The following is a 25,921-nucleotide window of genomic DNA, read 5'->3' as shown; positions in this document are numbered from 1 at the left end:
CCTCAGTTGCGGTTTTCAGGTGCGGTGACGTCGCGCAGACCATCACCCAGCAGGTTGATCGCCAGAACCAGCGCAAAGAGCACAAAGCCGGGGATCAGAACCAGCCAGGGTTCGAACAGCATCATCTGCTTGCCCTCAGAGACCATCAGGCCCCAGGAAGGTGTCGGCGGTTGCACGCCAAGACCCAGGAAGGACAGTGCCGCTTCGAGCAGGACCGCGTGGGCCATCTCAAGCGTCACGACAACGATCAGGTTGTTGACGATATTGGGCATGATTTCCGACATCACGATGCGGGTGTTGGAACAGCCGATGGCGCGGGCGGCGGCGACATATTCGCGGCCGCGCACCTGCAGGGTGGAGGAACGCATTACCACGGCGAAGCGATCCCAGAGCAGGAGGCCCAGAACGAGGATGACCACGGTGAGCGAGCCGCCGAAGATTGCGACCACGGCCAGTGCGACCAGCACCACGGGCATCGCCAGACGCACGTTGATGAGGAAGGTTACCACTGCATCGACGCGGCCACCGAAATAGCCTGCGGCCACGCCCATGGCGGTGCCGATGAGGCCCGAGATCAGCGCCGCCACGACGCCGATCATCAGCGACACGCGGGCGCCATAGATCAGGCGCGACAGGTAATCCCGGCCAAGGTGGTCGGTGCCCAGCGGATGTTCCCATGTGCCGCCAAGGAAGACCGGCGGTTCCATCCGTGCGAGCAGGCTTTGGGCATAGGGATCATGCGGCGCGATATAGGGGGCAAACAGCGCGACGATGACGAGCAGTGCGAGCACCACGCCACCGATCAACAGGCCCTGATGGCCGAAGATACGCTTGCGCAGCAGCTGGCCTGGGGTCGGGCCGATAATGTCCTGAAGAAGAGGATCAGCAGTCTGGGTCATGTCATCCGGCCCTCATGCGGGGGTCCAGCCAGGCGTTCAACACGTCGGCAAGGAAGGTGAAAACGATATAGAACATCGAGAATACAAGGATCAGCGCCTGCACGGTCGGCAGGTCGTTGCGGCTGATGGATTCCCAGGCGAGGTAACCTGCGCCATGCAGCGCGAAGATGGATTCAACCACGATCGAGCCGCCCAGCATGAAGCCCATCTGCACGGCCGCCAGCGACACCACCGGGATGATCGCGTTGCGCAGCGCGTGTTTGAACATCACCAGCCCCTCTGGCGCGCCCTTGGCGCGGGCGGTGCGGATGTAGTCCGAGGACAGCACTTCGAGCATGCCTGCACGGGTCAGACGCATGATCGCGGGCATCGCGTAGTAGCCAAGCACGATGGTCGGCATCACGAAGTGCAGCGGCGTTGCCGTGCCCGAGGGCGGCAGCCAGCCAAGCTGGATCGAGAAAACCACGATCAGGATAAGACCGAACCAGAAGCTGGGCATCGCCTGACCGGCAACAGACAGGAACAGGGCCAGCCGGTCGATCAGCGAGTTCGGCTTGATCGCGGCGGCCACGCCAAGCGGAACAGCGGTCAGCAGGGCAAAGGAAATGCCGCAGACACCCAGGGTCATGGTGATGGACAGGCGGTCCATGATCAGGCTCGCCACCGGCAGCTTGAAATAGTAGCTTTCGCCGAAATCACCACGCAGGGCACTGACCAGCCAGTCCCAGTATTGAACCAGCATCGGGCGATCAAACCCGTAGATGCGGCGGATGGCTTCGACATCCTGATCGCTGGCATGTTCGCCCGCGATCGCCGTGGCGGGATCACCGGACAAAAACAGCAGGCTAAAGGAAATCAACGAGACCGTAAGGGCGACCAATATGGCCAGCCCGGCCCGCTTCAGTATGAAACGCAGCAAGGGGAACCTCATTTGCTGGGCAGGATAAGGGAGAACCACCCGGGCAGGGCGGGGAGCAGAGACGGCGGGGCCGGGGCCCCGCCGCAGGGATCAGCTTACTTCCATTCCATGTCGGTGAAGCGCAAAACTTCATCGGCAGTGGGGGTGTAGGCCACATCCTGGGAGAAGACGTAGTTGGTGTTGTAGGAGAACATCGGCACCCAATAGGCCTGATCCGCGATCTTTTTCAGTGCCTTGGAGTAGTTTTCCTTGCGCACTTCGGGATCGGTGGCGCTGTCTGCGGTATCGAGCCAGCCGGCAACTTCTTCGTCGCGGGCATCGTCAAGCGAGCCGAGCTTGAAGAACTGGCTGGTGATCGCCGAGGTGTCGTTGATCGAGTAGGAGCCCCAGGTCTGGAAGGAGACCGGCGTGCCGCTCTTCATGCGCAGTTCGCGCAGGGCAGAGTACTGCAGCATCTTGAAATCGGTGTCGATGCCGACAGCGTTCAGGAAGCTGGAGATCGCTTCGGCGTAGTCGCGGTTGCGGTACGCGTAGAACTCGGTCTTGAACCCATCGGGGTATCCCGCTTCGGCCAGCAGGGCCTTGGCTTTTTCGACGTCGTATTCATAGGAGACCACATCCTGATCGCAGCCGAACTGGCTGGGGAAGCAGGCGGTGGAAATCACTTGGCTCTTACCTTTGAGCAGCGCCGAAACCAATGCCTCGCGGTCGATGGCATGGGCCACCGCGCGGCGCACGCGTACATCGGTGAAGGGGTTGTCTTCACCGGTGCGACCGGCGGCATCCAGTGTCAGATAACCGATGCGCATGGTGCTTTCGTTGGCAACGGTGAACTTGCCCATCTGCTCCAGCTTTTCTGCCAGATCAGACGGCACCTGCCAGATCAGGTCCAGCGAGCCGTTGAACAGTTCCGCCATCTGCGTGTTCACATCGGGGATGGTGCGGATGTCGACGGTGCCGACTTCGGGCTGGCCTTTGGGGCTGTCGTGGTAGCCTTCGTATTTCTCCAGCACGAAATGCTTGCCCGGGTCGACCGAAACCACCTTGTAGGGACCGGTGCCGACGGGCTCCAGGCCCATGCCCGAGGGGCCGACTTCGGCGTAATATTCATTCGGATACATCGAGACCGGACCGGAGAGGAATTCGATCGCGGCGGGGAAGGGGGCCTTCAGGTTAATGCGCACGGTGTACTGGTCGACCTTCTCGGCCGATTTCATCCAGTTGACGTTGCGCTGGGTCTTCACGCCGTTCTGTTCTTCGGCAACGAAGTTCACGGTGTAGACCACATCGTCCGCATCAAAGGGTTCGCCGTTGTGGAAGGTCACGCCTTCACGCAGTTTCAGCTCCAGCGTCAGATCGTCGATCCACTCCCACGAGGTTGCAAGGTTACCCTTGTATTCGTTGGTGATGGGATCGCGGTAGATCAGACCGTCCCAGACCGCGCGCTGCAGCACAACGCCTTCACGGGAGGAGTTGAAGTAGCTGTCGACGTTCTCCAGCTCTTTGGTGAAGGCCACATTCAGCACGTCTTCGGACTTGTCTGCATGCGCAGCTGCAGCGCTGAGCGCAAGAACGGTCGCGGGGATCAGAAAGCGTTTCATGTTTACTCCATGTTGACCTGAAGGGCTGCCATAGGGTGCAACAGTACTCAGGGTTTGACATTGGTATTATTATATGATACTTGCTATCACAATAATGTCATAAGAGGGCAGGCTGTCCCATGTCGTCAAGTCGAAAAATGTCCGGTGACGCCGGTGGCGATAACAGTGCTCCCCCCCGGAAGCAGGACACGCTTTATGTGTCTTCTCTGGCCAAGGGTCTGAAACTACTGAAAATATTCGACCGCAACCATACTGAGTTGTCGCTGACCGAACTGGTCAAGCTCAGCGGAATGGACAAAAGCGCGGTGCAGAGGCTGGCCAATACCCTGGCGGTCGAGGGCTTTCTCAACCGGGATCCGGTGACCAAGAGATTCCGTCCGACCCATGCCTGGCTCGGGCTGGCCTATGCCTATTACTGGTCCGATCACCTGGTGGCGCTGGCGATGCCAAAGCTGATCGAACTGTCACAGCGGCTGGGCGAAACGGTGAACCTGGCTGAAATCTCCGGCACCAATATCGTCTATGTCACCCGGCTGCCCTGCCAGCGCACCAACTTCGAAGCGATGCTGGTCGGGCGCAGCCTGCCGGCGCTGTCCACTTCGCCCGGGCAGGCGATTCTGTCCACCTGGGCGCCTGAGGATGTTGCGGAAGCACTGGAAAACTGGCCGCTGCGGCAGATGACCGCTCGCACCACCATGGACCGCGAAGAACTGGGACGGCAGATCACCCGAACCGCAGAACGTGGGTTCAGTCTGACAGAGGATCAGATGATCCTGAACGAGATCGGGATTTCAGCACCGATCCGCGGCCCCAACGGCATCGCCCGCGCGTCGGTGCAATGTTCTGTCTCTGCCTTCCACTGGACGATTGAGCGGGTCGAGCGCGAGTTGGTGCCTTATCTGCTGGATGTCGCAAACTCGATTACACCACCGCATAGGTAACAACGGCGCCCGGTTTGGCCGTGGTCAAAGCCCCTACAGGCTGGCCATGATATCGCGTGCGGCTTCCATCGCCACCGGCGCGGCCTGACGTTCGAATTCGTCCTGCGACCATTCAGAGAGCGAGCCTGCAACGTGGATGGCGCCGATGGGGCGCCCGTCGCGTGAAATGCCGACGCCGATGGCCACTTCGCCGCGCAGGTATTCATCGACGATCACCGCATAGCCATTGGTACGTGCAATCCGGACCTGCTCCAGAATTTCTTCGGGATCGGTGCGGGTTGCGGCGGTGTATTCTATCAATTCGGACCTGCCCAGAACCTCCCGGACCTCATCATCGGTCATCAGCGACAGCGCCGCGCGCCCACCCGCCGTGGCAAAGGCCGGAACGCTGTGGCCGACAAGAGTGGCGTAAAACGTCTCGCGTTTGCTTTGGATGCGGAAGGCGTAAATCATCCGGGTGTCGTCAAACAGGCTGAGGTCGATACGTTCCCGCAGGGAGCGGCGCAGCTCCAGCAGGACCGGCGTTGCCTTTTGCACCAAGGGGTCGAGCCGCAGCACATCCAGCGTGTGATCCAGAAGGCGCAGGCCGGGAAGATAGCCGCGATCATCCGAACTGCGCCGGACATAGTCCAGCTTTGCCAGCGTGTGGACGATGCGTTGGGTGGCGGAGCGATCCAGCCCCGACAGCTTGGCGATTTCACTGAGGCTAAGCGCCTTGTTGACCCCGTGAAAGGCCGCAAGGACCTGCATGGCCCGCGCCGCAGAACGCACAAAAAGCGCATCGCCCTCTTCTGCTTCGAATTTCAGCTCTTTGCCCGGGGTTGTTCTGACATTGGGTCGCATGAGTCCGCCTGAGTGTTGACGAATCCGAAATTGGATGCCTACGATTGATTCATGATACAACTGTATCACTATATAATACATTTAACAAGGTTGCCGTTGCGGCAACCTTGTTCTTTACGGAGTGATGACTGATGCGGGTCGCCCTGGCCGGATTTCTTCACGAGACGAACACCTTCGCGCCCAACCCCGCGGATCTACCGGCCTTTCAGCAGGGCGGCGGCTATATCCCGCTGACCGAAGGCGCGGCGCTGCTGGAGGCGGGCAAGGGTGTGAATCTGGGCATCAGCGGTGCCCTGACCGTCGCGGCAGAGCGCGGCTGGCAGGTGGAGCCGGTTCTATGGGCGGGGGCAATCCCGTCGGCGCATGTGACCGAAGAGGCCTTTGAAAGCATCGCCAAACGCATCGTAGAGGGCATCCGGGCGGCCGGACCGCTGGATGGTGTCTTCCTCGATCTGCACGGCGCCATGGTCACCACTCATCTGGATGATGGCGAGGGTGAGCTTGCAACTCGTGTGCGGGCGGTCGTTGGACCGGATGTGCCGATTGCCGCGGCGCTGGACCTGCATGGCAATATCTCGCGGCGGCTGGTGGAAATGGTCGATGTGCTGACCGGTTTTCGCACCTATCCGCATGTGGACATGGCCGAGACAGGCGCCCGCGCGGCGCGGCTGCTGGATGATATCCTGCGCAGCGGAACCCTCCCGGCCAAGGCCTATCGCAGCCTGCCCTATATGGTGCCGATCTCGTTCCAGAGCACGACGATGGAGCCTGCCGCATCCCTTTATCGTTCGGTCGCGCAAATGGACGATGCAGGCACAGCGGCCTCCCTGTTCATGGGTTTCCCGGCAGCGGATATTCCTGACTGTGGCCCCTGCGCAATCGCCTTTGCCCCGACACAAAAGGCGGCAGACGCTGCGGTCGATCAGATCGCGGCGGCCTATGGGGAGGCCGAAAGCGCCTTTGACAGCCGGACCTACACGGCAGCCGAAGGCGTGGCCGAGGCGCAGCGGCTTCTGGACGCGGGCGTCAAGGGGCCCATCGTGCTGGCCGATACGCAGGACAACCCCGGTGCTGGCGGCGCTGCCACCACAACAGGCATGCTAGGTGCGCTGGTCGAAGCGGAGGCACAGAATGCAGCCCTTGGCCTGATCGTGGATCCTGAGTCCGTTTCGCGCGCCTTTGCTGCGGGGGAGGGGGCCAGCGTGACGCTGTCCCTTGGCGGGCACCCGGATTTCCCCGAGGACGTTCCGTTTGAAACCGAAGCGGTGGTGGAGCGGCTGGTCACGGACAAGCTGCAGGCGACCGGTCCTTATTATGGGGGCACCTGGCTCGATCTCAGCCCCGCAGCCTGCCTGCGGATCGGCGACGTGCGGGTGGTGGTCACCAGCCAGATTGCCCAGCTCGCCGACCGCGAGATGTTCCGCTTTGTCGGCATCACGCCTGAGGACCAATCCATTCTCGTTCTCAAAAGCTCAACCCATTTCCGGGCGGATTTCGATCCGATCGCCGGGAAAACCTTGGTCTGTCTGGCGCCGGGGCCGATGGCCTTCAGCCCGGCAGACCTGCCGTTCACGCGGCTGCGGACAGGCCTGCGCCTGTCCCCCAACGGACCCGTCTTCGGGTCCTGAACTCATACGGCGCCCTGCGCCCTGGTTTCGGCGGGTGTTTCGCCGGAGCCCAAAACCAAAAACAACAGAACCGTTCCTCCTCACAACAACAGGGAAAACAAGAATGAAAACACTTCGTCCCCTTTCCGCCCTGCGCGGCAGCATGGCTGCAACGCTGATGGCGGGTGCCACCATGTTGACACCGCTTGCGGCCCAGGCCGAAGAAGAAAAGGTGATCACGGCTGTGATGCACTCGGGCCTCCGTGTTCTGGACCCGGTGATCACCACTGCGCATATCACCCGCAACCACGGCTACATGGTCTATGACGTCCTGACCGCCGTTGATGAAAACTTCCAGCCGCAGCCCCAGATGGCCGAATTTGCGGTCTCTGACGACGGGCTGACCTATACATTCACCCTGCGCGACGGGCTGAAGTTCCACGATGGCGCGCCGGTCACCGGTGAAGACGTTGTTGCCTCGCTGACCCGCTGGGGCAAGCGTGACAGTGGCGGTCAGATGATTTTTGACGTCACTGCAAGCCTTGAGGCGACCGACGACAAGACCGTCGTTTGGACCCTGTCCGAACCTTTCCCGCCGCTGATGAACGTGATTTCCAAACAGTCGGCGGTTCCGCCCTTCATCATGCCCAAGCGTGTGGCAGAGACCTCGGCTGATGAGACCATCACCGAATATGTCGGCTCCGGTCCCTTCGTCTTTGAAACCGATGAATACGAACCCGGCGTTTCGGTCACCTACAGCAAGTTTGATGGTTACGTGCCGCGCAGCGAAGAAGCGAGCTGGATGGCTGGCGGCAAGGTCGTGAACGTCGACAAGGTGGTCTGGACCACCATGCCGGACTCGCTGACCGCCATCAACGCGCTGGCTGCCGGTGAAATCGACTACCTTGAACAGGTTCAGGTCGACCTGCTGCCGATCCTGCAAACCGCACCGGATGTCACTGTCGAAACCCGCGACCCGCTGGGCTACGTGACCATTGGCCGCCCGAACTTCCTGCACGCGCCGTTTGACAATCCGAAGGTCCGTCAGGCCGCATTGGAAGCGCTGAGCCAGGAAAACGTGCTGGCGACCATGATGGGCGATCCGTCCTACTACAAGGTCTGCGGTGCGATCTTTGGCTGTGACACGCCGCTGGGCGACGAGGCCGGTGCCGAAGCGATCACTTCCGGCGCACATCCGGACAAGGCAAAGGCCCTGCTGGAAGAAGCCGGTTATGATGGCACCCCCATCGTGCTGATGGCGCCGACCGATGTGGTCAGCCTGTCGAACCAGCCGGTAGTTGCGGCGCAGGCCCTGCGCGAAGCGGGCTTCAACGTCGACATGCAGCCGATGGACTGGCAGACCGTTGTAAACCGTCGTGCCCAGCAGCTGCCCCCGGCAGAAGGTGGCTGGAACATCTTCTTCACCAACTGGATGGTGCCTGAAATCTCGGACCCGCTGATCAACGTGATGGTCAACGGCCGTGGCGACGATGCTTGGTTCGGCTGGCCTTCGGATGAGAAGATCGAAGCCCTGCGCTCCGACTTTGTCGCGGCGGCCTCCGATGCGGAACGCAAAGAGGTTGCGGTGAAGATCCAGGAACACGTGATGGACAACGTGAACTACATCCACCTTGGCGAATACACCATGCCGCAGGCACGCCAGAACGCGATCCAGAACATGATTCCCTCGCCGGTTCCGGTGTTCTGGAACGTGACCAAGGAAGACTAATCCCTCCCCCGACTTCCGGGGCGCGCGGAACTCTCCCGCGCCCCGGCTTTTCCACACTAATTCAAAAGGTAGCTGTCTATGCTCAGCTATATCCTGAAGCGCGTCCTGGCGACCGTTCCAGTCATGATCATCGTGGCCGTCTTCGTCTTTCTTTTGCTGCGGCTGACACCGGGCGATCCGGCAGCCATTCTTGCAGGCGACGCCGCCACTCCGGCACAGCTTGAACGGATCCGCGACAATCTTGGCCTCAATGACCCGCTGCATGTGCAGTTCTTCACTTGGACCGGGCAGATGCTCCAGGGCGATCTCGGGACCTCCCTGATTTCCAACACCTCGGTCGCCGACATGATCGGGGATCGCCTGGGGCCGACCATCAATATCGCCCTGATGACCATCATCATCTCGGTCCTGCTGGCCGTGCCGATGGGGGTGATCGCCGCCTGGCGCCACCGGACCTGGGCCGATTTTGCGGTGATGTCCTTCTCTGTCCTCGGCTTTTCGGTGCCGGTCTTCGTGATCGGTTATGTGCTGATCCAGATCTTCGCGATTGAGCTGCGCTGGGTACCTGTACAGGGTTATGCCTCCCCTACCGACGGGCTGGGCGATTTCTTCATCCGCGCCATCCTTCCCTCGCTGACATTGGCCACCATCTATGTGGCGCTGATCGCGCGCATGACCCGCGCCTCCATGCTTGAGGTGCTGGGAGAGGATTACATCCGCACCGCCCGCGCCAAGGGCGTGCGCGAGAACACCGTGCTGTTCCGCCATGCGCTGCGCAATGCGGCGGTTCCGATCCTCACCATCATCGGTACCGGTTTTGCGCTTCTGATTTCCGGCGTGGTGGTCACCGAAAGCGTGTTCAACATCCCCGGGATCGGGCGTCTGACTGTCGATGCCATCCTCGCGCGTGACTACCCGGTGATCCAGGCGATGATCCTGCTGACGGCGGGCATCTACGTGCTGGTGAACCTTCTGGTGGACATCTCCTATTCCTTCTTTGACCCGAGGATCCGTTACTGACATGACCGATCATTCTTCCTCCAGTCAGAGCGCCTTTCAGCCGCTGATCCGCCTGTTGTCGCTGCCTGCGGGCGCTCGCCTTGGGCTGGGGCCGATGCTGGCCGCGCTGATGCTGACGCTCATCGTGCTGGCCGCGCTTTTGGCGCCGCTTTATGTGCCCTATGATCCGCTTTCGATGGATGCATTGGCGCGTCTGAAACCGCCGTCAGAGGCACATATACTGGGCACCGACCAATACGGCCGCGACATCTTCAGCCGGGTGATGACTGGCGGCCGCGTGTCGCTGCTGATCGGCGTGGGCGCGGCCGTGGTCAGCGTCGCCATCGGCCTTGCCATCGGTCTGGTCGCGGGCTTCTTCCGCGCTGCCGACGGGGTCATCATGCGGATCATGGACAGCTTGATGGCGATCCCGGCGATCCTGCTGGCGATTGCGCTGGTTGCCCTCAACGGGCCGAGCCTGCATTCGGTGATCCTCGCCATCACCATCCCCGAGGTGCCCCGCGTGGTGCGGCTGGTGCGCTCGGTCGTGCTGAGCGCGCGCGAGGAACCCTATGTGGAGGCGGCCATCGCGCTGGGCTCTTCGATGCCGAAGATCCTGATCCAGCACCTGATGCCGAACACATTGGCGCCGCTGATCGTGCAGGGCACTTATATCTGCGCCTCCGCGATCCTGATCGAAGCGATCCTCAGCTTCCTGGGCGCTGGCGTTTCCACCGAGATCCCGACCTGGGGCAATATCATGGCCGAGGGGCGGACCTTCTTCCAGATCAAGCCGGGTTTGATCTTCTGGCCCGGGGTGATGCTGTCGCTCTGCATTCTGTCGATCAACCTTCTGGGCGATACCGCGCGTGACCTTCTGGATCCGCGTCTGAAGAAACGGGAGGCATAAGATGCAGTTCAAATCCAAGGACTTCTTGCAGGCGGAACAGGTTCTGACCATTCGCGGCCTGACTGTCGGCCTCAGCGGGACCAGCATGACCGATCCGGTCCTGCGCGGCATCGATATCGATATCCGCGCCGGTGAAACCCTGTGCCTAGTGGGCGAAAGCGGCTCGGGCAAATCGGTGACCTCGCTGGCGACCATGGGGTTGTTGCCCAAGGGCGCGCTTGAGATCACCGGCGGGCGCATCGACCTCAAGGAGGTGGAGATCACCGCCGCCAGCGCGTCGCAGATGCGCGAGCTGCGCGCCAAACGCGTGGCGATGATCTTTCAGGAGCCGATGACGGCGCTGAACCCGGTGCTGCGGGTCGGTGAACAGATTGAAGAGGTGCTGAGTATGCACACCGATCTGTCGGCAGCTGAGGCCAAGGCACGCACGCTTGACATCATGGAGCAGGTGCACTTGCCGGATGTGCAGCGCATCTATTCCGCCTTTCCGCATCAGCTTTCGGGCGGGCAGCGCCAGCGGATCATGATCGCCATGGCACTGGTGCTGGACCCGGATCTGCTGATCGCGGATGAGCCGACAACGGCTCTGGATGTCACCACCCAGCAGCAGATCCTAAAGCTGATCGCCGAGATGCAGGAGCGCCACGGCACCGCTGTTCTGTTCATCACCCACGACATGGGCGTTGTGGCCGAGATCGCTGATACCGTCTGCGTCATGCAGCAGGGCCAGATCGTGGAACGCGCGCCGATTGCCGAGCTGCTGACCGCGCCGCAGGAGGACTATACCCGCAAGCTTTTGCAGGCGGTTCCGAACCTGGCGCCCCGCGCCCCGCGTGCGCCCACGGGCGCCGAGCCGGTGCTGAAAGTCGGCGGGCTGGAAAAGGTCTATGGCGGCGGCGGTGTCTTCCGAAAAAATGACGAGGTGCATGCCGCGCAGGATGTGAATTTCGACATTGCGCCGGGACAAACCCTTGGCATCGTTGGTGAAAGCGGCTCTGGCAAATCCACCGTTGCGCGCTGCATCATGCGGCTGATCGATCCCACGGACGGCTCGGTCGCGGTTGCGGGCACCGAGGTTGCGCGCCTCAGCCGCCGCCAGTTGCAGCCTCATCGCAAGCATTTCCAGATCGTGTTTCAGGATCCCTATCGCTCGCTGAACCCGCGCTGGACCGTGGCGCGCTCGCTGTGTGAGGGGCCGATCAACTTTGGCACCTCGAAAGACGAAGCCATGGACCATGCCGGTGATCTGATGGAGCTGGTGGACCTGCCGCGCAACGCGCTTGACCGCTATCCTCATCAGTTCTCTGGTGGGCAGCGTCAGCGGATTGCCATCGCCCGGGCCGTGGCCATGCGACCGAACCTTCTGGTCGCGGACGAAGCGGTTTCCGCATTGGACGTCAGCGTACAGGCACAGGTGCTGGAGCTTTTGGACGACGTGCAGGCACGTTTTGGTATAGGCATGTTGTTTATCACCCACGATTTGCGCGTGGCTGCCCAGATCTGCGACGATGTCATCGTCATGCAGCGCGGCCGCGTGGTGGAACAGGGCCGCGCCGCCGATGTGCTGGCGAACCCGGCCCATGAATATACCCAGAGCCTGATCGAGGCCGCTCCCGGCCGCCATTGGGACTTTGCCAACTTTCGCGCCCTCCCCGGCGCGTCACAGATAGCAGGAGATTATGCATGAGCGTTCTTCCCAAGATTGAGGATTTCGCCGCCGAGCTGACCGCGATCCGTCAGGATCTGCACGCCCATCCCGAGCTGGGATTTGAAGAAACCCGCACCTCTGGCATCGTGGCAGAGCAGCTGCGCGCCTATGGCGTTGACGAGGTGCACGAAGGTCTGGGCGGCACCGGCGTTGTCGCGATCATCAAGGGGCAGGGGGGCGGCAACCGTCGCATCGGCCTGCGCGCCGATATGGATGCGCTGCCCATCGTTGAGGCTTCGGGCGTTTCTTTTGCCTCGACCAACCCGGGCAAGATGCATGCCTGTGGCCACGATGGCCATACCACCATGCTGCTGGGGGCTGCCCGCTACCTGGCTGAAACCCGCGATTTCGACGGTACCGCCGTTCTGATCTTCCAGCCCGCCGAAGAAGGTCTTGGCGGCGCCCGCCGGATGATCGAGGAAGGCCTGTTCGAACAATTCCCGGTCGATGAGATCTACGGCATGCACAACAGTCCCAATGGCGAGCCGGGGCGGGTGGAGATCACGCCCGGACCGGCGATGGCCGGGGCCAGTTTCTTTGACATCACCGTCTCCGGCACCGGCAGCCATGCCGCCATGCCACACCAGTCGAAGGACCCGATCGTGATTGCCACCGCGCTGGTGCAGCAGTTGCAAAGCGTCGTCAGCCGCAACACGCCGCCCACCAAACCGCTGGTTCTGTCGGTGACCAAGTTCAATTCCGGCTCTGCCTATAACGTGGTTCCGGACAGCGCCAGCATCGCCGGCACCATCCGCTATTTCCACGCCGATGTGATCGAAATGGCCGAGGCCCGCATGAAGGAACTCTGCGCCGGTATGGCCGCGGCCTATGGAGTCGAGATCGAGGTGTCCCTGCGCAATGTCTTTGACGTGCTGCAGAACGACCCGGAGCTGTCTCAGGCCTATATCGAAGCTGCCGCAGACATCGTCGGCCCTGATATGGCGGTGATCACCGAAGATCAGGCGACTGGATCGGAAGACTTCGCCGATATGCTGCAGGTGGTGCCGGGCGCCTACTGCCGCGTTGGTCACGCGGGCACCGTGCCGCTGCACAACCCCGCCTTTGTGCTGGATGATGCGATCCTGCCTGTCGGCGCTTCGGTCTATGCGCGGATCATCGAAACCCGTCTGAAAAGGAACTGAGCATGACGAAAGATCCCTTGGATCTGCCCTTTGACGCGGATGAGATGCTCGAAGGGCTGCGGCTCTGGGTGGAGACCGAGAGCCCCACCTTTGACGCCGCGGCTGTGAACCGCATGATTGATGTGGCGCAGCACGATCTGGCGGCGCTGGGCGCACGGGTCGAGCGTATTCCGGGCCGTATGGGGCTGGGCGATAGTGTGCGCGCGACCATGCCGCATCCCCGCGCGGGCGAAGGTGGCATTCTGGTGCTAGGTCACCTTGATACTGTGCACCCGGTCGGTACGCTGGAAAAGCTGCCGTTCCGGCGCGAGGGCAACCTTTGCTATGGTCCCGGGATCATGGACATGAAGGGCGGCAACTACGTCTACCTTGAAGCCATGCGCCAGATCCTGGCAGCCGGGATCGAAACACCCCTGCCAGTGACTTTCCTTTTCACCCCGGATGAGGAAATCGGTACCCCAATGGCCCGCCGCCTGATCGAGATGGAAGCCGCGCGCCACCAGTATATCCTGGTGCCGGAACCCGCCCGGCCCGATGGTGGCGCAGTGATCGGCCGCTACGCGATTGCGCGTTTCAACCTGCAGACCAGAGGGCGGCCAAGCCACGCAGGCTGGGCTTTGTCCGAAGGGCGATCAGCTATTGCCGAGATGGCCCGCAACGTGGCGGTGATCGAAGGCATGACCAACGAGGACTGCACCTTCTCTGTCGGGGTGATCAACGCCGGGAAATGGGTCAACTGCGTGTCCTCTGTCTGTGATGCCGAGGTGCTGACCATGGCCAAAACGCAGGAACTGCTGGATGAGGGCGTCGCAGAGATGATGGCGCTGAACTCGACCGAGGGCGATGTCATCATGGAGGTGCGTCGCGGCGTCACCCGCCCGGTCTGGGAGCCAGATCAGCCCGGCACCATGGCGATGCTGGAAGTGGCGCGCGCCATCGCGGGTGACATCGGGTTCGAGCTGCCCGCAGGCTCTGCCGGGGGCGGATCGGACGGCAATTTTACCGGCTTCATGGGGCTTCCGACCCTCGATTCCATTGGGGTACGCGGCAAAGGTTTGCATACCCTGAACGAGCATATCGAGATCGACAGCCTCGTCGAACGTGCCCGACTGGCCGCAGGGCTGTACTGCCGTCTGGGCGCCTGATCCGGTCGCGCTGGGCTGCCGAATATTCCGGTTGCAAGATGTGATCCCCCGGCCTTGGAAAGAGTCGGGGGATTTTTAGTAAGACCCTGCAATACATGTATAAAAAATACTTGATTTTGCACATAAATTACTTGAGGCTTGAAATTTCAAGCATAAAGTAAACGCCAGATGGTCCGCCATCGCCAGGCCGCCCAAACAACAACCGGACGTTCCAAAAAAGTCCACCGGCGCGCCTGATTTCAGTCAGGGAGACATACATGACTTTCCGTTCATCTGCCGCCACCATTGCGCTTGTCGCGGCCACCGCTCTGGGAACATCTGCCGCGCAGGCGGAGGAGGTGTCGCTGCGGGCTGTCACCGCATTTGCTACCGGCACCACCTTCTCGCGCGATTTCGAAGCCTTCGTCGATTGGGTGAACGAGAACGGCAAGGGCGTGGTTCAGATCGAGCTTCTGGGTGGTCCCGAAGCCGTGCCGCCGTTCGAACTGGGCAACGCGGTACAGGCTGGCATCGTCGATATTGCCAACAACACCACCGCCTACTACCCGAACCTCGTGCCCACCGGCGATGCGCTGCATCTGGCCCAGAACACCATTCAGGAGCAGCGTGAAAACGGCTGTTATGAACTGGTCGACAGCATCCACCAGGACCAGATGAACGTGAAATATCTCGCCCGCGTCGGCGATCACATGAACTATCACCTCTATCTGACCAAACCGCTGGAAGGCCCCGACCTGACCGGTCTGACGCTGCGCACCACGCCGGTTTACCGCGCCATGTTCGAGAAACTGGGCGCCACACTGGTCCGCACCGCCCCGGGCGAGGTCTATACCGCACTGGAGCGCGGTGCGATCGACGGATACGGCTGGCCCAGCCAGGGGGTTCTGGATCTCGGCTGGCACGAACAGACGGCTTATCGCGTCGATCCGGGGTTCTATCAGGTCGATGTCAACTTCCTCGTCAATCTCGACGCTTGGAACGGTCTGGATGACGAACAGCGCGCGCTGCTGGAAAAGGGCGCGGCCTGGATCGAAGAGCAGAACGCCATGAACGTCGAACGCAACGCGGCCGAGGCAAAGGCACAGGCAGATGCCGGTATCAAGACGCTGACCTTCGAAGGGGAGGCCGCTGCGACCTGGAACACCACCGCTCAGGAAGAGGGCTGGGGCGAGGTCATGAAGATCGACGCTGATCTTGGCGCAAAGCTGCGGGCCTGCCTGCTGAAGTAACACGAAAAGGGCGGCTCCGGTCGGGGCCGCCCCTCTTCAGAGCCGCCCCCAATCGGAGCCGCCATGACACTCTTCGACAAACCCTTCTCAGTGCTGTTGCGCGCTCTGGCTGTGCTGAGCGCGGGCCTGATCGCGGCAATCACGCTGGTGATCCCGCTCAACGTTGTTCTGCGCAATCTTGGCCTGCCGGTGATCTACGGCGCGCTTGATGCGATTGAATACGCCTTGATGGTGGCAACCTTTCTGGCGGCGCCCTGGGTGCTGCACATCAATGCCCATGTGCAGGTCGATTTGATCACCCGCGCCCTGCCGCCTGCCGCGCGGCGCGGCGCATTGGTGATGACCTGCCTGATCGGCGCGGCGACCTGCGCGGTGATGGGCTGGTACGCGTTCGAGGCGCTTATGCAATCGCAGGGCCGCGGCTCCATGGTGCGCACGGCCTTCACCTTCCCCGAATGGTGGACCTTCATCCCGCTGCCCGCGTCGATGCTGCTCTGTACCCTTGAATTCCTGCGCAAGATTGCGCGTCCGGTGCAGGATGATGCGCCGCTGACTGGCCTCTGAAAGACCTGCTGATGGATTGGATTGTTACGCTTTCTTGGATGCTGGGCGGTCTGGCCGCTCTGCTCCTTCTGGGGTTGCCGGTGGCCTTTGCCTTTATCACCGTGACCATGATCGGAGCCTTTGAAATCCTCGGCGGAGATCGGGGCCTTTTGCAACTGGCGCGCAATGCCACGCAATCGGTTGCGAATTTTCAGATGGCGCCGATCCCGCTGTTCATCTTGATGGGGGAGATCCTGTTCCAGACCGGCATCGCCCATCGCGCCATCGACGCGATCGAGCGGGTGGTGACTCGCGTACCCGGGCGCCTGTCGGTGGTAACGGTGTTTGGTGGTACGATCTTTGCGGCGCTGTCCGGTTCGACGATCGCCAATACGGCCATGCTCGGCTCGACCATGATGCCCGGCATGCTGAAACGCGGTTATCACCCGACCATGGCCATGGGGCCGATTATGGCATCGGGCGCCATCGCCATGCTGATTCCACCCTCGGCCCTTGCGGTTCTGGTGGGCAGCCTTGCGGGTATCTCCATTTCTGGTCTCCTCGTCGCAGGCGTTGTCCCGGCCTTGCTGCTGGCGGGCTCTTTCGTGGCTTACATCATCCTGCGCAGCCTGATGGACCCGCGGGTCGCGCCTCCGGATGATCTGCCGACGATGTCCCTATCCGAACGGTGGCGGCCGTTCCTGATCTACGTGGCACCGCTCAGCGCATTGTTCGCGGTGGTGATCGGCAGCCTGCTTCTGGGGATTGCGACCCCGACCGAATCCGCCGCCTTGGGGTGCCTTGCAGCGCTGGGCGCAGGTGCCGCCTACCGGGCGTTGACGTTCGAGAAGATCGGCAAGGCCCTGATCGAGACGGTGAAGCTGTCGGTGATGATCCTGTTCATCATGGCCGCCAGTCAGACCTTTTCGCAGATCCTGTCCTTCAGCGGCGCCACCAACGGATTGATCAAGGCGATCAACGCGGTGGATCCGACCCCGGTTGGCGTGCTGATAGGCATGATCGTGATCCTGTTGCTGCTTGGCTGTTTTATCGATCAGGTCTCGATGCTGATGGTGACGGTGCCGGTCTTCGTGCCACTGGCCGCGCAACTGGGGATCAATGATCTGGTGCTTGGCGTTGTCTACCTGCTGACGATGGAGATCGGCCTGCTGACGCCGCCATTCGGCCTGTTGCTGTTCGTGATGCGCGGGGTCGCCCCTGACGGGATCGGCATGAAGCAGATCTATGCAGCCGTGACGCCGTTTCTGGTGATCAAGCTCGCGATCCTTGCGCTGCTTGTTTGGCAGCCTGCAGTGGGTACATGGCTGCCGGGGCTGATGATGGATTAAGGCCCTGATTTGGCGAATTTTTTGAAAAGTGAAGGGGGCCAGCGTTCTGCTGGCTCTCATGCTATTAAGGGGCCGGTTTGGCATCAAAGACAGAACCAGATGGTCCTACCAATATTGCTAGACCTTGCTGGGGCTTGCGGCCCGGGCAGCGAGGTTGGTCAAACAGTCTGACAGGTCCTGAAACCGGATCGGCTTGGTCAGAACATCATCGAAACCGGCGGCCTTGAGCTCTTCGATCTGATGCGGCATCGCGTTGGCCGTGAAGGCGACGGAAGGCGGCATCTCTCCGCCCGTGTCCGTGACGTGTCGGCGGATCTTGGCAAGCGCCTCAAGACCGCTGAGCCGCGGCATTGATATATCGAACAGCAGACAATCGACCTCCTGCGCCTGCCAGGTATCAAGCGCCTCTTGCCCGTCCGAACACATGATCGGGTCATGGTCCAATTTGGACAGCATCTTTTTCAGGATCAGACGGTTGGTGGCGTTGTCCTCGGCAACGAGGATGCGCATCGGAGCGGCAGGGTGGGAGGTGGTCGCGGTGACAGCCGTTGGTGTCTCTTTTGCCTCAGTGGGGGCAGTACCGCGTTGCAGCGGCAGGATGACACGCGCTTCGGTCCCACGTCCCTGCTGCGACTCTATCTGAAAATCGCCGCCCATCATCTCGGTCAGCTCGGTGACGATTGCCAGCCCCAGACCGGTGCCGCCAAATGTTCGGGTGATCGAGTTGTCGGCCTGTTCGAACTTGTTGCGCACCCGGCGCAGTTGTTCTGGCGTCATGCCAATCCCGGTGTCGCAAACGCAAAGGTGCAGATTGCCTTCGGTGGACACCTTGCCTGTCAGGGTGACGTGGCCCTGATCCGTGAATTTAAGTGCGTTGCCGCAAAGATTATGGATCACCTGCCCGATCCGGCGCGCATCGCCGACCCAGGTGCCTTCCAGCTCAGGGGACAGTTCCAACCGCAGGTCCAACCCCTTTTGCTGGGCGACAGCCTGATGAATGCGCGCCACATCCCGCAGCACCTGCGCCGGGCTGAACGGGGCCGTGTCAAAGGTTTCCTTGCCGGCCTCGATACGGGCCAGATCCAGGATATCGTTCAGAATGCTCAGCAGCCCCTCGGCAGAGCCCTGGACCGCCTCGACCATTTCGCGCTGGGCCGGATCGAGTTCGGTCTGCGTCAACACCTGCACCAGCCCGAGGATGCCATTCATCGGCGTGCGAATTTCATGGCTCATATTGGCCAAAAACGCCGACTTGGCCGCATTCGCCGCCTCTGCCTGCGCCCGTGCCTGATGGAGTTCAGTGACATCCACCCGCAGTCCGACACAGCCGCCATCGGGGGTGCATTGTTCGAAGACCCGGAAAACGCGCCCGTCCTCCAGAGTTACCAGACTGGAGCCTGACGGGTTGCGGAAGGCCGCAAGGCGTTTCGCCAGGAACTCTTCCTCGCGTCCGCCTTCCGTACCGGCGTAATAGCCCTCATAGGCAGCCTTGCGCAGTATCACTTCGAACAATTGACCCGGTTTGACCAGGGGGGCTGTTTCAGCCGAGAACATGTTGACATAGCGGCTGTTGGCCAGCACCAGCCGTTCATCAGCATCGAAATAAACAAAACCATCGGTCAGCGCCTCGATGGCGGCCTGCAATCTGGCATGAGCGTCTCGGGCTGCGGTTTCGGCGGCAGAGCGTTCGGTCGTATCCTGCACGTAGCAGACGATCATCGGGCTGGTGTTAAACACCCGTTGCAGTGTGATCTCTGCCGGATAGGTTGACCCGTCCGCCCGCAGCATATCTGTGCTGATCCTTCGGTAGGTGTTTTGGCCTTGCATCAGGTTTCGCACCGTCATGCCAAAACGTTCCGGATCCAGTCTCGGATCAAGGTCCAGCGGCGTCAACTCGGTCAGCCGGTTCATCGAATAGCCGATGTTATCCCTTGCAGCCTTGTTGGCCAGGACGAATTTCCACGTGCCGGGATCGAGTACGTAGATCTCCTCGAGGCTCTCCTCCATGATGTCCGACCAAAACGCGATCCGGGCGCTCTGGGAGGCGGCCTCTGCAAGCCTCTGTTTGTCGCGATGTGCAAGCAGCAGCGCACTCACTGCAGCGCTGATCTTTTCCAGGCCGGCCATAACCTCCGGCGAAAAGCTGCTGGGTTCCCGCCCCATGACGCAGACGGTGCCGATCGGGCGCCCCGGTTCAGGCTCAAGAAGGGCCCCGGCATAGGACCGGATATACGGCGGGCCCAATACAAGCGGATTATCGGTGAAGCGTTCATCCCTGTGGGTGTCGGGCACAAGCAGAGTGGTCTTGTCGCAAATCGCATGCCCGCAGAAGGACACCTGACGCGCGGTGCTCCGCGTCTCTCCCATGCCGGTGCTCGCAAGAAAGACCTGCTCGCGTTCCCCTACGATCGAGACAAGAGCAATTTCAGTGCCAGCCAGTTGCGCGGCCAGATCGCACAGGCCCTGGATTTCCGGAGTGGGATTCCGGAAGTCGATGCGCAGGTCTGCAATAAACTGCAACCGTAGATCATCGTCGAGAAACTGAGGTTCAATCATTGCTATCCATATCCGGCCCGGGAGGCCATCAACCCCTTGTGGGTATATTCGATAGTTCCTTTAGGAAGTTTCAATAGACGATCTTACGTCAGTCCCCAGCCGTGGCAAAAATTGCGCTCAGGGGACGGCCAAACAACAGGTATGGTCAATTTTTCTTCGCTGAAGCGATGCGAAAGAACCAGGTCGCCAAAGGCTCTGGTTGCGAGAGAGCGAGGCGTACAGGCGGCTTAGGCCAGCCTCACCCGATTACGTGGGTCAGCGAGAACAGCTCGGTCGGTTGCAAGGCCAGATCAAGCCCCAGTTTCAGGCAGACGGCCAACACTAGCAGCGCCAGCAGGATGCGCAGCTGTTCGGCCTTCAGGAGCAACCCGATACGGGTGCCGATCTGGGCGCCGATCACGCCGCCGACGATCAGCAGCACCGCCAGAACGGTATCGACCGTGTGGTTGGTATAGGCGTGCATCATCACCGTGTAGGCAGAGACGAATATGATCTGGAACAGGGAGGTGCCGACCACGACCTTCGTCGGCATGCCCAGGATATAGATCATCGCCGGAACCACGACAAAACCGCCGCCCACCCCCATGATCGCCGACAATACCCCGACGACAAAGCCGACGATCAGCGGCGGAAAGACCGAGATATAAAGCCCAGAGGTACGGAACCGCACCCGCAGCGGCATGGCATGCACCCAGTCACGCCTGGTACCTTTGCGCTTTGGTGTTCCCGATTGTGCGCGTGCCTTGCGGATGGCGTTCAGGCTTTCGATGAACATCAGAGAGCCGACCAGCCCCAGGAAGAACACGTAGAACAGGTTTACCAGAAGGTCGACCTGCCCCAGTTGCCGCAGGGCGTCGAAGATGTAGATGCCAAGGGTCGAGCCCGCCAGCCCCCCGGCCATCAAGGCCAGCCCCATGTGAAAATCCACCGTTCGGCGGCGGATATGGGAAAGTAGGGCCGAAAAGGAGGAGGCGACGATCTGGTTTGCGGATGTCGCGACGGCCACGGCTGGTGGAATGCCGATGAAGAACAGAAGCGGTGTGATCAGAAAGCCGCCGCCCACCCCGAATATCCCCGAGAGAATGCCGACAACCAGCCCAATGGACAACAGCAGGGGACCGTTGACCGACACTTCGGCGATGGGCAGGTAAAGTTGCATGGCAGGGTTTTACACTCAGGCAGGGGACCCTTTTACGCCTAAGGCCAAGCTATCTGCGGCGCAAGACAAGGGCTTGCAAATGTGAAAAACCGTGGCGCTCCGGTCCCGGCTTGCCGATTGAACGGGGGGAGAGCTCGAAGAATGGCGGCCCACGTCGCGCGGGCCGCCACAAGTCACAGGATCCGAGTTACAAGACCTTTTTGCGAAGGAAGGAGGAGACCACCTCTCCCACCACCACCAGCGCGAGGATGGTCAGCAGGACCATGGCGACCTCGGGCCAGTTGAAGGTGTCGATCGCGCCTTGCAGGATCATCCCGATGCCGCCCGCGCCAACAAGGCCCAGCACGGTGGATTCGCGCAGATTGATGTCCCAGCGCAGGATCGCTACGGCGAAAAAGGCGGGCATCACCTGCGGCACGATGGCGTAAAGCACGATCTTGAACCGCGAGGCTCCGCAGGCCTCCAGCGCCTCCACCGGTTTGCGGTCGATTTCCTCGATCGCTTCGCCCAGCAGTTTGCCGAGGAACCCGATGGAGCGGAACATGATCGCCACGATCCCCGCCACAATGCCGGGGCCGAAGATGGCCACGAACAGGAGCGCCCAGATAATGGTGTTCACCGACCGCGAGGAGACGAGGATGAACCGCCCGACCCACAGGGCGAACTTGTTCGGCGTGGTGTTCTGCGCGGCGATATAGGCAACGGGCAGCGAGACCACGACGGCGATCATCGTCGCCAGGGTGGCAATATTCACTGTCTGCCAGATTGCTTCAAGGATTGAGGGCAGGTTGCTCGGGTCCGGCGGCATCATCCGCCCGAACAGATCCGCCATCTGCGACGGCGCATCCCAGACCCAGGCCCAGATCACGTCGATGCTGCTGAGTGCCCAGCCAACGATCAGCAGGGTCAGGGCCAGCCCGCCATAACGCATCAGGCGCTGGCGCAGGGTAAAGCGGGACCAATGGTCGAGCGTTTGGTTCAAAGACTGATTGGTCATTATGCGATCCGCTTCCTGATAAATCCGCTCACCGCCTCGGAGATCAGGATCACCCCGACGATGACCATGGTGATGGCGAGGGCAAAGTCGTAGTCATAGCGCCCGAATGCATTGGCCAGCGTGGCGCCGATGCCACCCGCGCCGACGATACCGACCACGGCAGAGGCACGCAGGTTGCTGTCCAGCTGGTAGATGCCAAGACCCACCAGTCGCGGCATGATCTGCGGCATCACCGCATAGGCCAGCGTTGCGATGAACCCGGCCCCGGCAGAGCGCATGGCCTCGACCTGGCCAAAGTCGATTTCCTCGATCCGTTCGGCCAGCAGTTTCGCCACAAAACCGATGGAATAGACCACCAGCGTCAGAGCCCCGGCAAAGGGACCAAAGCCCACTGCCTTTACGAAGATGATTGCAACGATCACCGGGTGAAAGCTGCGCGCGACGATGATGATGCCGCGGCCCAGCAGATAGACGGGTTTCACCGCGATATTGCCCGCCGCCATGAAGGCCAGCGGCACCGAAACCGCGATGCCGCCGACGGTGGCCAGAATGGCGATCTTCAGGCTTTCCATGAAACCATCGAACAGCAGACCGGCGCGGTCAAAGCTGGGCGGAAATGCCCCGCTGAAGATGCGCTGGGCGCGGCTCATCCCGTCCGCCACACGGTCCCAATCGATGGGCAGGGTGGCCAGGGTCACGACGAAATAGATCGCCACAGCCGCATACAGCCCGTAGCGCATCACCGGGTTGGCGATGAAGGGTGGCTTTTTCCAGGTGTCCTTGACCGTGCTCATGCCGCCGCCCCGACCTCGGCGCGGTCCTCTGCCGGAACGCCTGCATAGATTTCGTCCATCTCGTCCTTGCCCAGCTGATCGGGCAGGTCGTCAAAGATAATCCGGCCATAGCGCATGCCGACGATGCGGTCGCTGTATTCCTTGGCCTCGGTCACATTGTGGATGTTGATGATCACCGGCAAGTTCAGCTCATTCGCAAGATCCCGCAGCAGCGACATGATCTGTTCCGATGTCTTGGGGTCCAGCGAGGCGGTGGGTTCGTCCGCCAGGAGGATTTCAGGGCGCTGCATCAGGGCGCGTACCACGCCGACACGCTGCCGTTCACCGCCGGACAGCTCATCCGCGCGTTTGTCCGCGTAATGGGCGATGCCCACCCGCTCCATCAGCTCATAGGCGTGGCGGATGTCTTCGCGCGGATAGCGCCGGGTCAGCGCCGCCCAGGTCGAGATATAGCCAAGGCGCCCGGACTGGACGTTTTCCATTACCGTCAGGCGATCGATCAGGTTGAAACCCTGAAACACCATGCCGATACGGCGCCGCGCCGCGCGCAGATCGCGGCGGCCAAGGGTGGTGAACTCGGTGCCGTTCAGATTGATCGACCCCGAAGTCGGCTCGACCAGACGGTTGATACAGCGCAGCAGAGTGCTTTTGCCCGCGCCGGAGGATCCGATGACCGAGGTCAGCTGATCGCCCTCTACGGTCAGGTCCAGCTCCTTCAGCACCGGATCGCCCGATCCGTAGCGTTTGGTGAGTTTGGTGATTTCTAGCATGACGGCCTCTCGGACATAGCGCGGCCATGCCCCAGCCGCGTTGCCCATGGGAGCAAGCCGCGGGGGGCCGCAGGAGTGTCCGGCCGACGCCTGTGGTCGGCCGGATCTTCGGGTCTGGTGGGTTTAGTTCCCGGCGAGGCCTTGCGGCGTGTATTCCACACCGTTGGAGGCCTGGATCTGACGGATCACCGCCCATTGATCCTTGTAAGTGATCGGGATGAACTTGCTGACGCCTTCGAATTCGTCACCGAGTTTGGTGCCCTCGAAATCGAAGGTGAAGAAGGCTTCTTTGATCTTCGCGGTCAGCTCGGGGTCGAGGTTGTGCGCCACGTTGAACGAGGTGGTCGGGAAGGGGTCGCTTTCCCAGATCTTGCGCACGTCGGCGGTGTCATACAGACCACGCTCGGCCATGCGGTCCACCACTTCGGAGGCCACCGGTGCGGCGTCATAGTCGCCTGCGACCACGCCCAGCATCGACTGGTCGTGCGAGCCGGAATAGACCACTTCGTAGTCCTTGTCGGGCTCGACGCCCAGACCCGGGAACAGCGCGCGCGGTGCCTGGTTGCCGGAGTTCGAGGTCGGCGAGGTATGCGCCACGCGGCGGCCTGCCAGATCCTTCACTTCCTTGATGTCGCTATCCGCCTGGGTAAAGACCTGCAGCTTGTAACCGAACTGACCATCCGCAGCGCCCATGATGGCAAAGGGTACAGCGCCGGCCAGGTTCACCGCAAAGGGGGTCGGTCCGGTCGAGAAGCCCGCAACATGCAGACGGCCCGAGCGCATCGCTTCGACTTCGGCCGAGTTGGACTGCACTGCGAAGAACTGCACGTCCTTGCCGGTGGTTTCTTCCAGATGTGCGATGAAGGGTTCCCAGATGTCAGCATAAACTGCGGGGTCTTCGACCGGCGTATAGGCAAAGACCAGGGTGTCGGGGTTGCTCAGTTTGGCCGGATCGGTGGGGGTATCAGCCACCAGATCGCCGTTGGCATCGCAGTACAGCGTGTCGAGCGCGCCGCGCTCGGCGCAGTCTTCGGCTGCGGTTGCGGTGATTGCGCTCAGCGTCAGAGCGCCCAGTGCCGTGGCGGCGCCGGTCCAGAATTTTACCATGTTGTCCTCCCTTGGAACGCCGGTGCCGGGAGCCACTCCCGCCATCGCGGCGCTGGTGGGGCGAAGATAAAGACGCGCATCCGGCGCATGCTAGGCGCGTATTGTTAATCAAACAGCGAGAAGCCAGCTTTCATGTTAACAATGTTTCAAACTGCATCACAGCTCTGCTGATCGGCTGGCGTATCCTGGCGGGGCTTGGCAGTATGCCGCCCGCGAAGACCGCAGGAGGTGCGGTGAGGGAGGATGTGATGCAGGACGGCAGGACAGAGTCGCTCATCGCCATTGTTGACGATGATCCGGATGTGCGCGAAACGCTGTCGGCGCTGATGCGCGAAAGCGGGTTCGATGCGGTCTGCTGCGCCGATATTCCCGCCTTTCACGCGCTGGGCGACCCGCCGCCAGTGGATCTGGCCCTGATAGATCTGCGGCTGCGCGGCGAATCCGGGCTGACGCTGGCGATCCATATCCGCGAGCGTTACGAGATCCCCATCGTGATGCTGACTGGTGTCGGGGATGAGATCGACAAGATCATCGGGCTGGAGACCGGCGCGGATGATTACATGATCAAACCCTTCAACCCGCGCGAGTTGGTGGCCCGTATCCGCGCCGTGTTGCGCCGTTATGGACATGGTCCTGCCAAACCCAGCGCCGCGCCGGGACAGCAAATCGCCTTTGGCACCCTGCGGCTGGATGTGCAATCCCGTCGTCTGCTGGACGCGGAAGGCGAGGAGATCCCGCTGACCAATGCCGAGTACCGGCTGCTTGATTATTTCGCCCGCAACCCCGACCGGGTGATCCCGCGTCCGGAACTGCTGGAGGAGCTCGGCTCGGACATGCAGCGCTACGTGGACAGGACCATCGACGTGCTGATCCTGCGTCTGCGGCGCAAGATCGAGGCGGTGCCGTCAAAACCGGTGCATCTGCAGACCCGCCGCGCGCAGGGCTATATCTTTCACCTGTCGCCGGGCTGACGT

Annotated in this window: 22 protein-coding genes; 12 read left to right on the top strand and 10 right to left on the bottom strand. The window is 61.5% G+C overall.

Features of this window, described 5'->3' with window-relative positions; all coding sequences use genetic code 11:
• Nucleotides 1-2: 2 nt before the first annotated feature.
• From AC5SSZ_RS15720 to AC5SSZ_RS15710, 3 genes are all read right to left on the bottom strand, one after another.
• The gene (locus AC5SSZ_RS15720; RefSeq protein WP_065271731.1) at nucleotides 3-899 is read right to left on the bottom strand and encodes an ABC transporter permease; all 897 of its coding nucleotides are present in this window, start codon (nucleotides 897-899) and stop codon (nucleotides 3-5) included.
• A gap of 1 nt (nucleotide 900) precedes the next feature.
• Nucleotides 901-1,818, bottom strand: coding sequence for an ABC transporter permease (locus AC5SSZ_RS15715; protein ID WP_065271730.1), 918 nt, complete (start codon nucleotides 1,816-1,818; stop codon nucleotides 901-903).
• A 95-nt stretch (nucleotides 1,819-1,913) separates the two neighbouring features.
• Entirely contained in the window at nucleotides 1,914-3,419 is a 1,506-nt protein-coding gene (locus AC5SSZ_RS15710; RefSeq protein WP_274835625.1) for an ABC transporter substrate-binding protein, read from the bottom strand.
• Nucleotides 3,420-3,616: 197 nt separating this feature from the next.
• On the opposite strand from AC5SSZ_RS15710, the gene AC5SSZ_RS15705 reads away from it, so the two are divergent.
• Complete coding sequence (locus tag AC5SSZ_RS15705) at nucleotides 3,617-4,360, top strand: IclR family transcriptional regulator (protein WP_495438730.1); 744 nt, start codon at nucleotides 3,617-3,619, stop codon at nucleotides 4,358-4,360.
• 33 nt (nucleotides 4,361-4,393) lie between these two features.
• On the opposite strand, the gene AC5SSZ_RS15700 is transcribed toward AC5SSZ_RS15705, so the two are convergent.
• The gene (locus AC5SSZ_RS15700; RefSeq protein ID WP_065271727.1) at nucleotides 4,394-5,203 is read right to left on the bottom strand and encodes an IclR family transcriptional regulator; all 810 of its coding nucleotides are present in this window, start codon (nucleotides 5,201-5,203) and stop codon (nucleotides 4,394-4,396) included.
• Between the two features lie 131 nt (nucleotides 5,204-5,334).
• On the opposite strand from AC5SSZ_RS15700, the gene AC5SSZ_RS15695 reads away from it, so the two are divergent.
• From AC5SSZ_RS15695 to AC5SSZ_RS15650, 10 genes are all read left to right on the top strand, one after another.
• Complete coding sequence (locus tag AC5SSZ_RS15695) at nucleotides 5,335-6,831, top strand: M81 family metallopeptidase (protein ID WP_495438727.1); 1,497 nt, start codon at nucleotides 5,335-5,337, stop codon at nucleotides 6,829-6,831.
• Between the two features lie 103 nt (nucleotides 6,832-6,934).
• Entirely contained in the window at nucleotides 6,935-8,539 is a 1,605-nt protein-coding gene (locus AC5SSZ_RS15690; RefSeq protein WP_274833220.1) for an ABC transporter substrate-binding protein, read from the top strand.
• Nucleotides 8,540-8,617: 78 nt separating this feature from the next.
• Nucleotides 8,618-9,559 carry an ABC transporter permease gene (locus tag AC5SSZ_RS15685; RefSeq protein ID WP_065271724.1) on the top strand — a complete coding sequence of 314 codons (942 nt, stop codon included), beginning with the start codon at nucleotides 8,618-8,620 and terminating at the stop codon, nucleotides 9,557-9,559.
• A gap of 1 nt (nucleotide 9,560) precedes the next feature.
• Nucleotides 9,561-10,448 (top strand): ABC transporter permease, encoded by an 888-nt coding sequence (locus tag AC5SSZ_RS15680; protein ID WP_065271723.1) that lies wholly within the window; start codon nucleotides 9,561-9,563, stop codon nucleotides 10,446-10,448.
• 1 nt (nucleotide 10,449) lies between these two features.
• Nucleotides 10,450-12,135 (top strand): ABC transporter ATP-binding protein, encoded by a 1,686-nt coding sequence (locus tag AC5SSZ_RS15675; protein WP_495438724.1) that lies wholly within the window; start codon nucleotides 10,450-10,452, stop codon nucleotides 12,133-12,135.
• Nucleotides 12,132-13,298: a M20 aminoacylase family protein gene (locus AC5SSZ_RS15670; RefSeq protein ID WP_065271721.1), complete on the top strand. Its 1,167-nt coding sequence runs from the start codon at nucleotides 12,132-12,134 to the stop codon at nucleotides 13,296-13,298. The genes AC5SSZ_RS15675 and AC5SSZ_RS15670 overlap by 4 nt, the downstream gene beginning before the upstream one ends.
• Nucleotides 13,299-13,300: 2 nt before the next feature.
• The gene (locus AC5SSZ_RS15665) at nucleotides 13,301-14,443 is read left to right on the top strand and encodes a M20/M25/M40 family metallo-hydrolase (protein ID WP_495438721.1); all 1,143 of its coding nucleotides are present in this window, start codon (nucleotides 13,301-13,303) and stop codon (nucleotides 14,441-14,443) included.
• 257 nt (nucleotides 14,444-14,700) lie between these two features.
• Nucleotides 14,701-15,672 carry a TRAP transporter substrate-binding protein DctP gene (gene dctP / locus AC5SSZ_RS15660; RefSeq protein ID WP_495438720.1) on the top strand — a complete coding sequence of 324 codons (972 nt, stop codon included), beginning with the start codon at nucleotides 14,701-14,703 and terminating at the stop codon, nucleotides 15,670-15,672.
• 63 nt (nucleotides 15,673-15,735) lie between these two features.
• On the top strand, nucleotides 15,736-16,236 hold the full coding sequence (locus AC5SSZ_RS15655) for a TRAP transporter small permease (protein WP_495438718.1): 501 nt from the start codon (nucleotides 15,736-15,738) through the stop codon (nucleotides 16,234-16,236).
• 11 nt (nucleotides 16,237-16,247) lie between these two features.
• Entirely contained in the window at nucleotides 16,248-17,564 is a 1,317-nt protein-coding gene (locus AC5SSZ_RS15650; RefSeq protein WP_495438716.1) for a TRAP transporter large permease, read from the top strand.
• Between the two features lie 117 nt (nucleotides 17,565-17,681).
• On the opposite strand, the gene AC5SSZ_RS15645 is transcribed toward AC5SSZ_RS15650, so the two are convergent.
• From AC5SSZ_RS15645 to phnD, 6 genes are all read right to left on the bottom strand, one after another.
• Nucleotides 17,682-20,120, bottom strand: a complete 2,439-nt coding sequence (locus tag AC5SSZ_RS15645; RefSeq protein ID WP_495438714.1) for an ATP-binding protein — start codon at nucleotides 20,118-20,120, stop codon at nucleotides 17,682-17,684.
• A gap of 238 nt (nucleotides 20,121-20,358) precedes the next feature.
• Nucleotides 20,359-21,279 carry a sulfite exporter TauE/SafE family protein gene (locus tag AC5SSZ_RS15640; RefSeq protein WP_274830440.1) on the bottom strand — a complete coding sequence of 307 codons (921 nt, stop codon included), beginning with the start codon at nucleotides 21,277-21,279 and terminating at the stop codon, nucleotides 20,359-20,361.
• Nucleotides 21,280-21,466: 187 nt separating this feature from the next.
• On the bottom strand, nucleotides 21,467-22,276 hold the full coding sequence (gene phnE, locus AC5SSZ_RS15635) for a phosphonate ABC transporter, permease protein PhnE (RefSeq protein ID WP_065271714.1): 810 nt from the start codon (nucleotides 22,274-22,276) through the stop codon (nucleotides 21,467-21,469).
• The gene (gene phnE / locus AC5SSZ_RS15630; RefSeq protein WP_065271713.1) at nucleotides 22,276-23,070 is read right to left on the bottom strand and encodes a phosphonate ABC transporter, permease protein PhnE; all 795 of its coding nucleotides are present in this window, start codon (nucleotides 23,068-23,070) and stop codon (nucleotides 22,276-22,278) included. The genes phnE (AC5SSZ_RS15635) and phnE (AC5SSZ_RS15630) overlap by 1 nt, the downstream gene beginning before the upstream one ends.
• A complete protein-coding gene (gene phnC / locus AC5SSZ_RS15625) occupies nucleotides 23,067-23,840 on the bottom strand; it encodes a phosphonate ABC transporter ATP-binding protein (protein ID WP_065271712.1) in 774 nt (257 codons plus the stop codon). Before phnC ends, phnE (AC5SSZ_RS15630) begins: the two co-directional genes overlap by 4 nt.
• Nucleotides 23,841-23,963: 123 nt before the next feature.
• Nucleotides 23,964-24,947, bottom strand: coding sequence for a phosphate/phosphite/phosphonate ABC transporter substrate-binding protein (gene phnD, locus AC5SSZ_RS15620; protein ID WP_274840020.1), 984 nt, complete (start codon nucleotides 24,945-24,947; stop codon nucleotides 23,964-23,966).
• 248 nt (nucleotides 24,948-25,195) lie between these two features.
• Between phnD and AC5SSZ_RS15615 the strand changes: the two genes are divergently transcribed.
• Nucleotides 25,196-25,918 (top strand): response regulator, encoded by a 723-nt coding sequence (locus tag AC5SSZ_RS15615; RefSeq protein ID WP_495438711.1) that lies wholly within the window; start codon nucleotides 25,196-25,198, stop codon nucleotides 25,916-25,918.
• Nucleotides 25,919-25,921 lie beyond the last annotated feature (3 nt).

The organism is Phaeobacter sp. CC-HEC084, from assembly GCF_059429255.1.
Note: the sequence above shows the minus strand (reverse complement) of the source record. Positions and strands in the feature narration are given on the sequence as shown.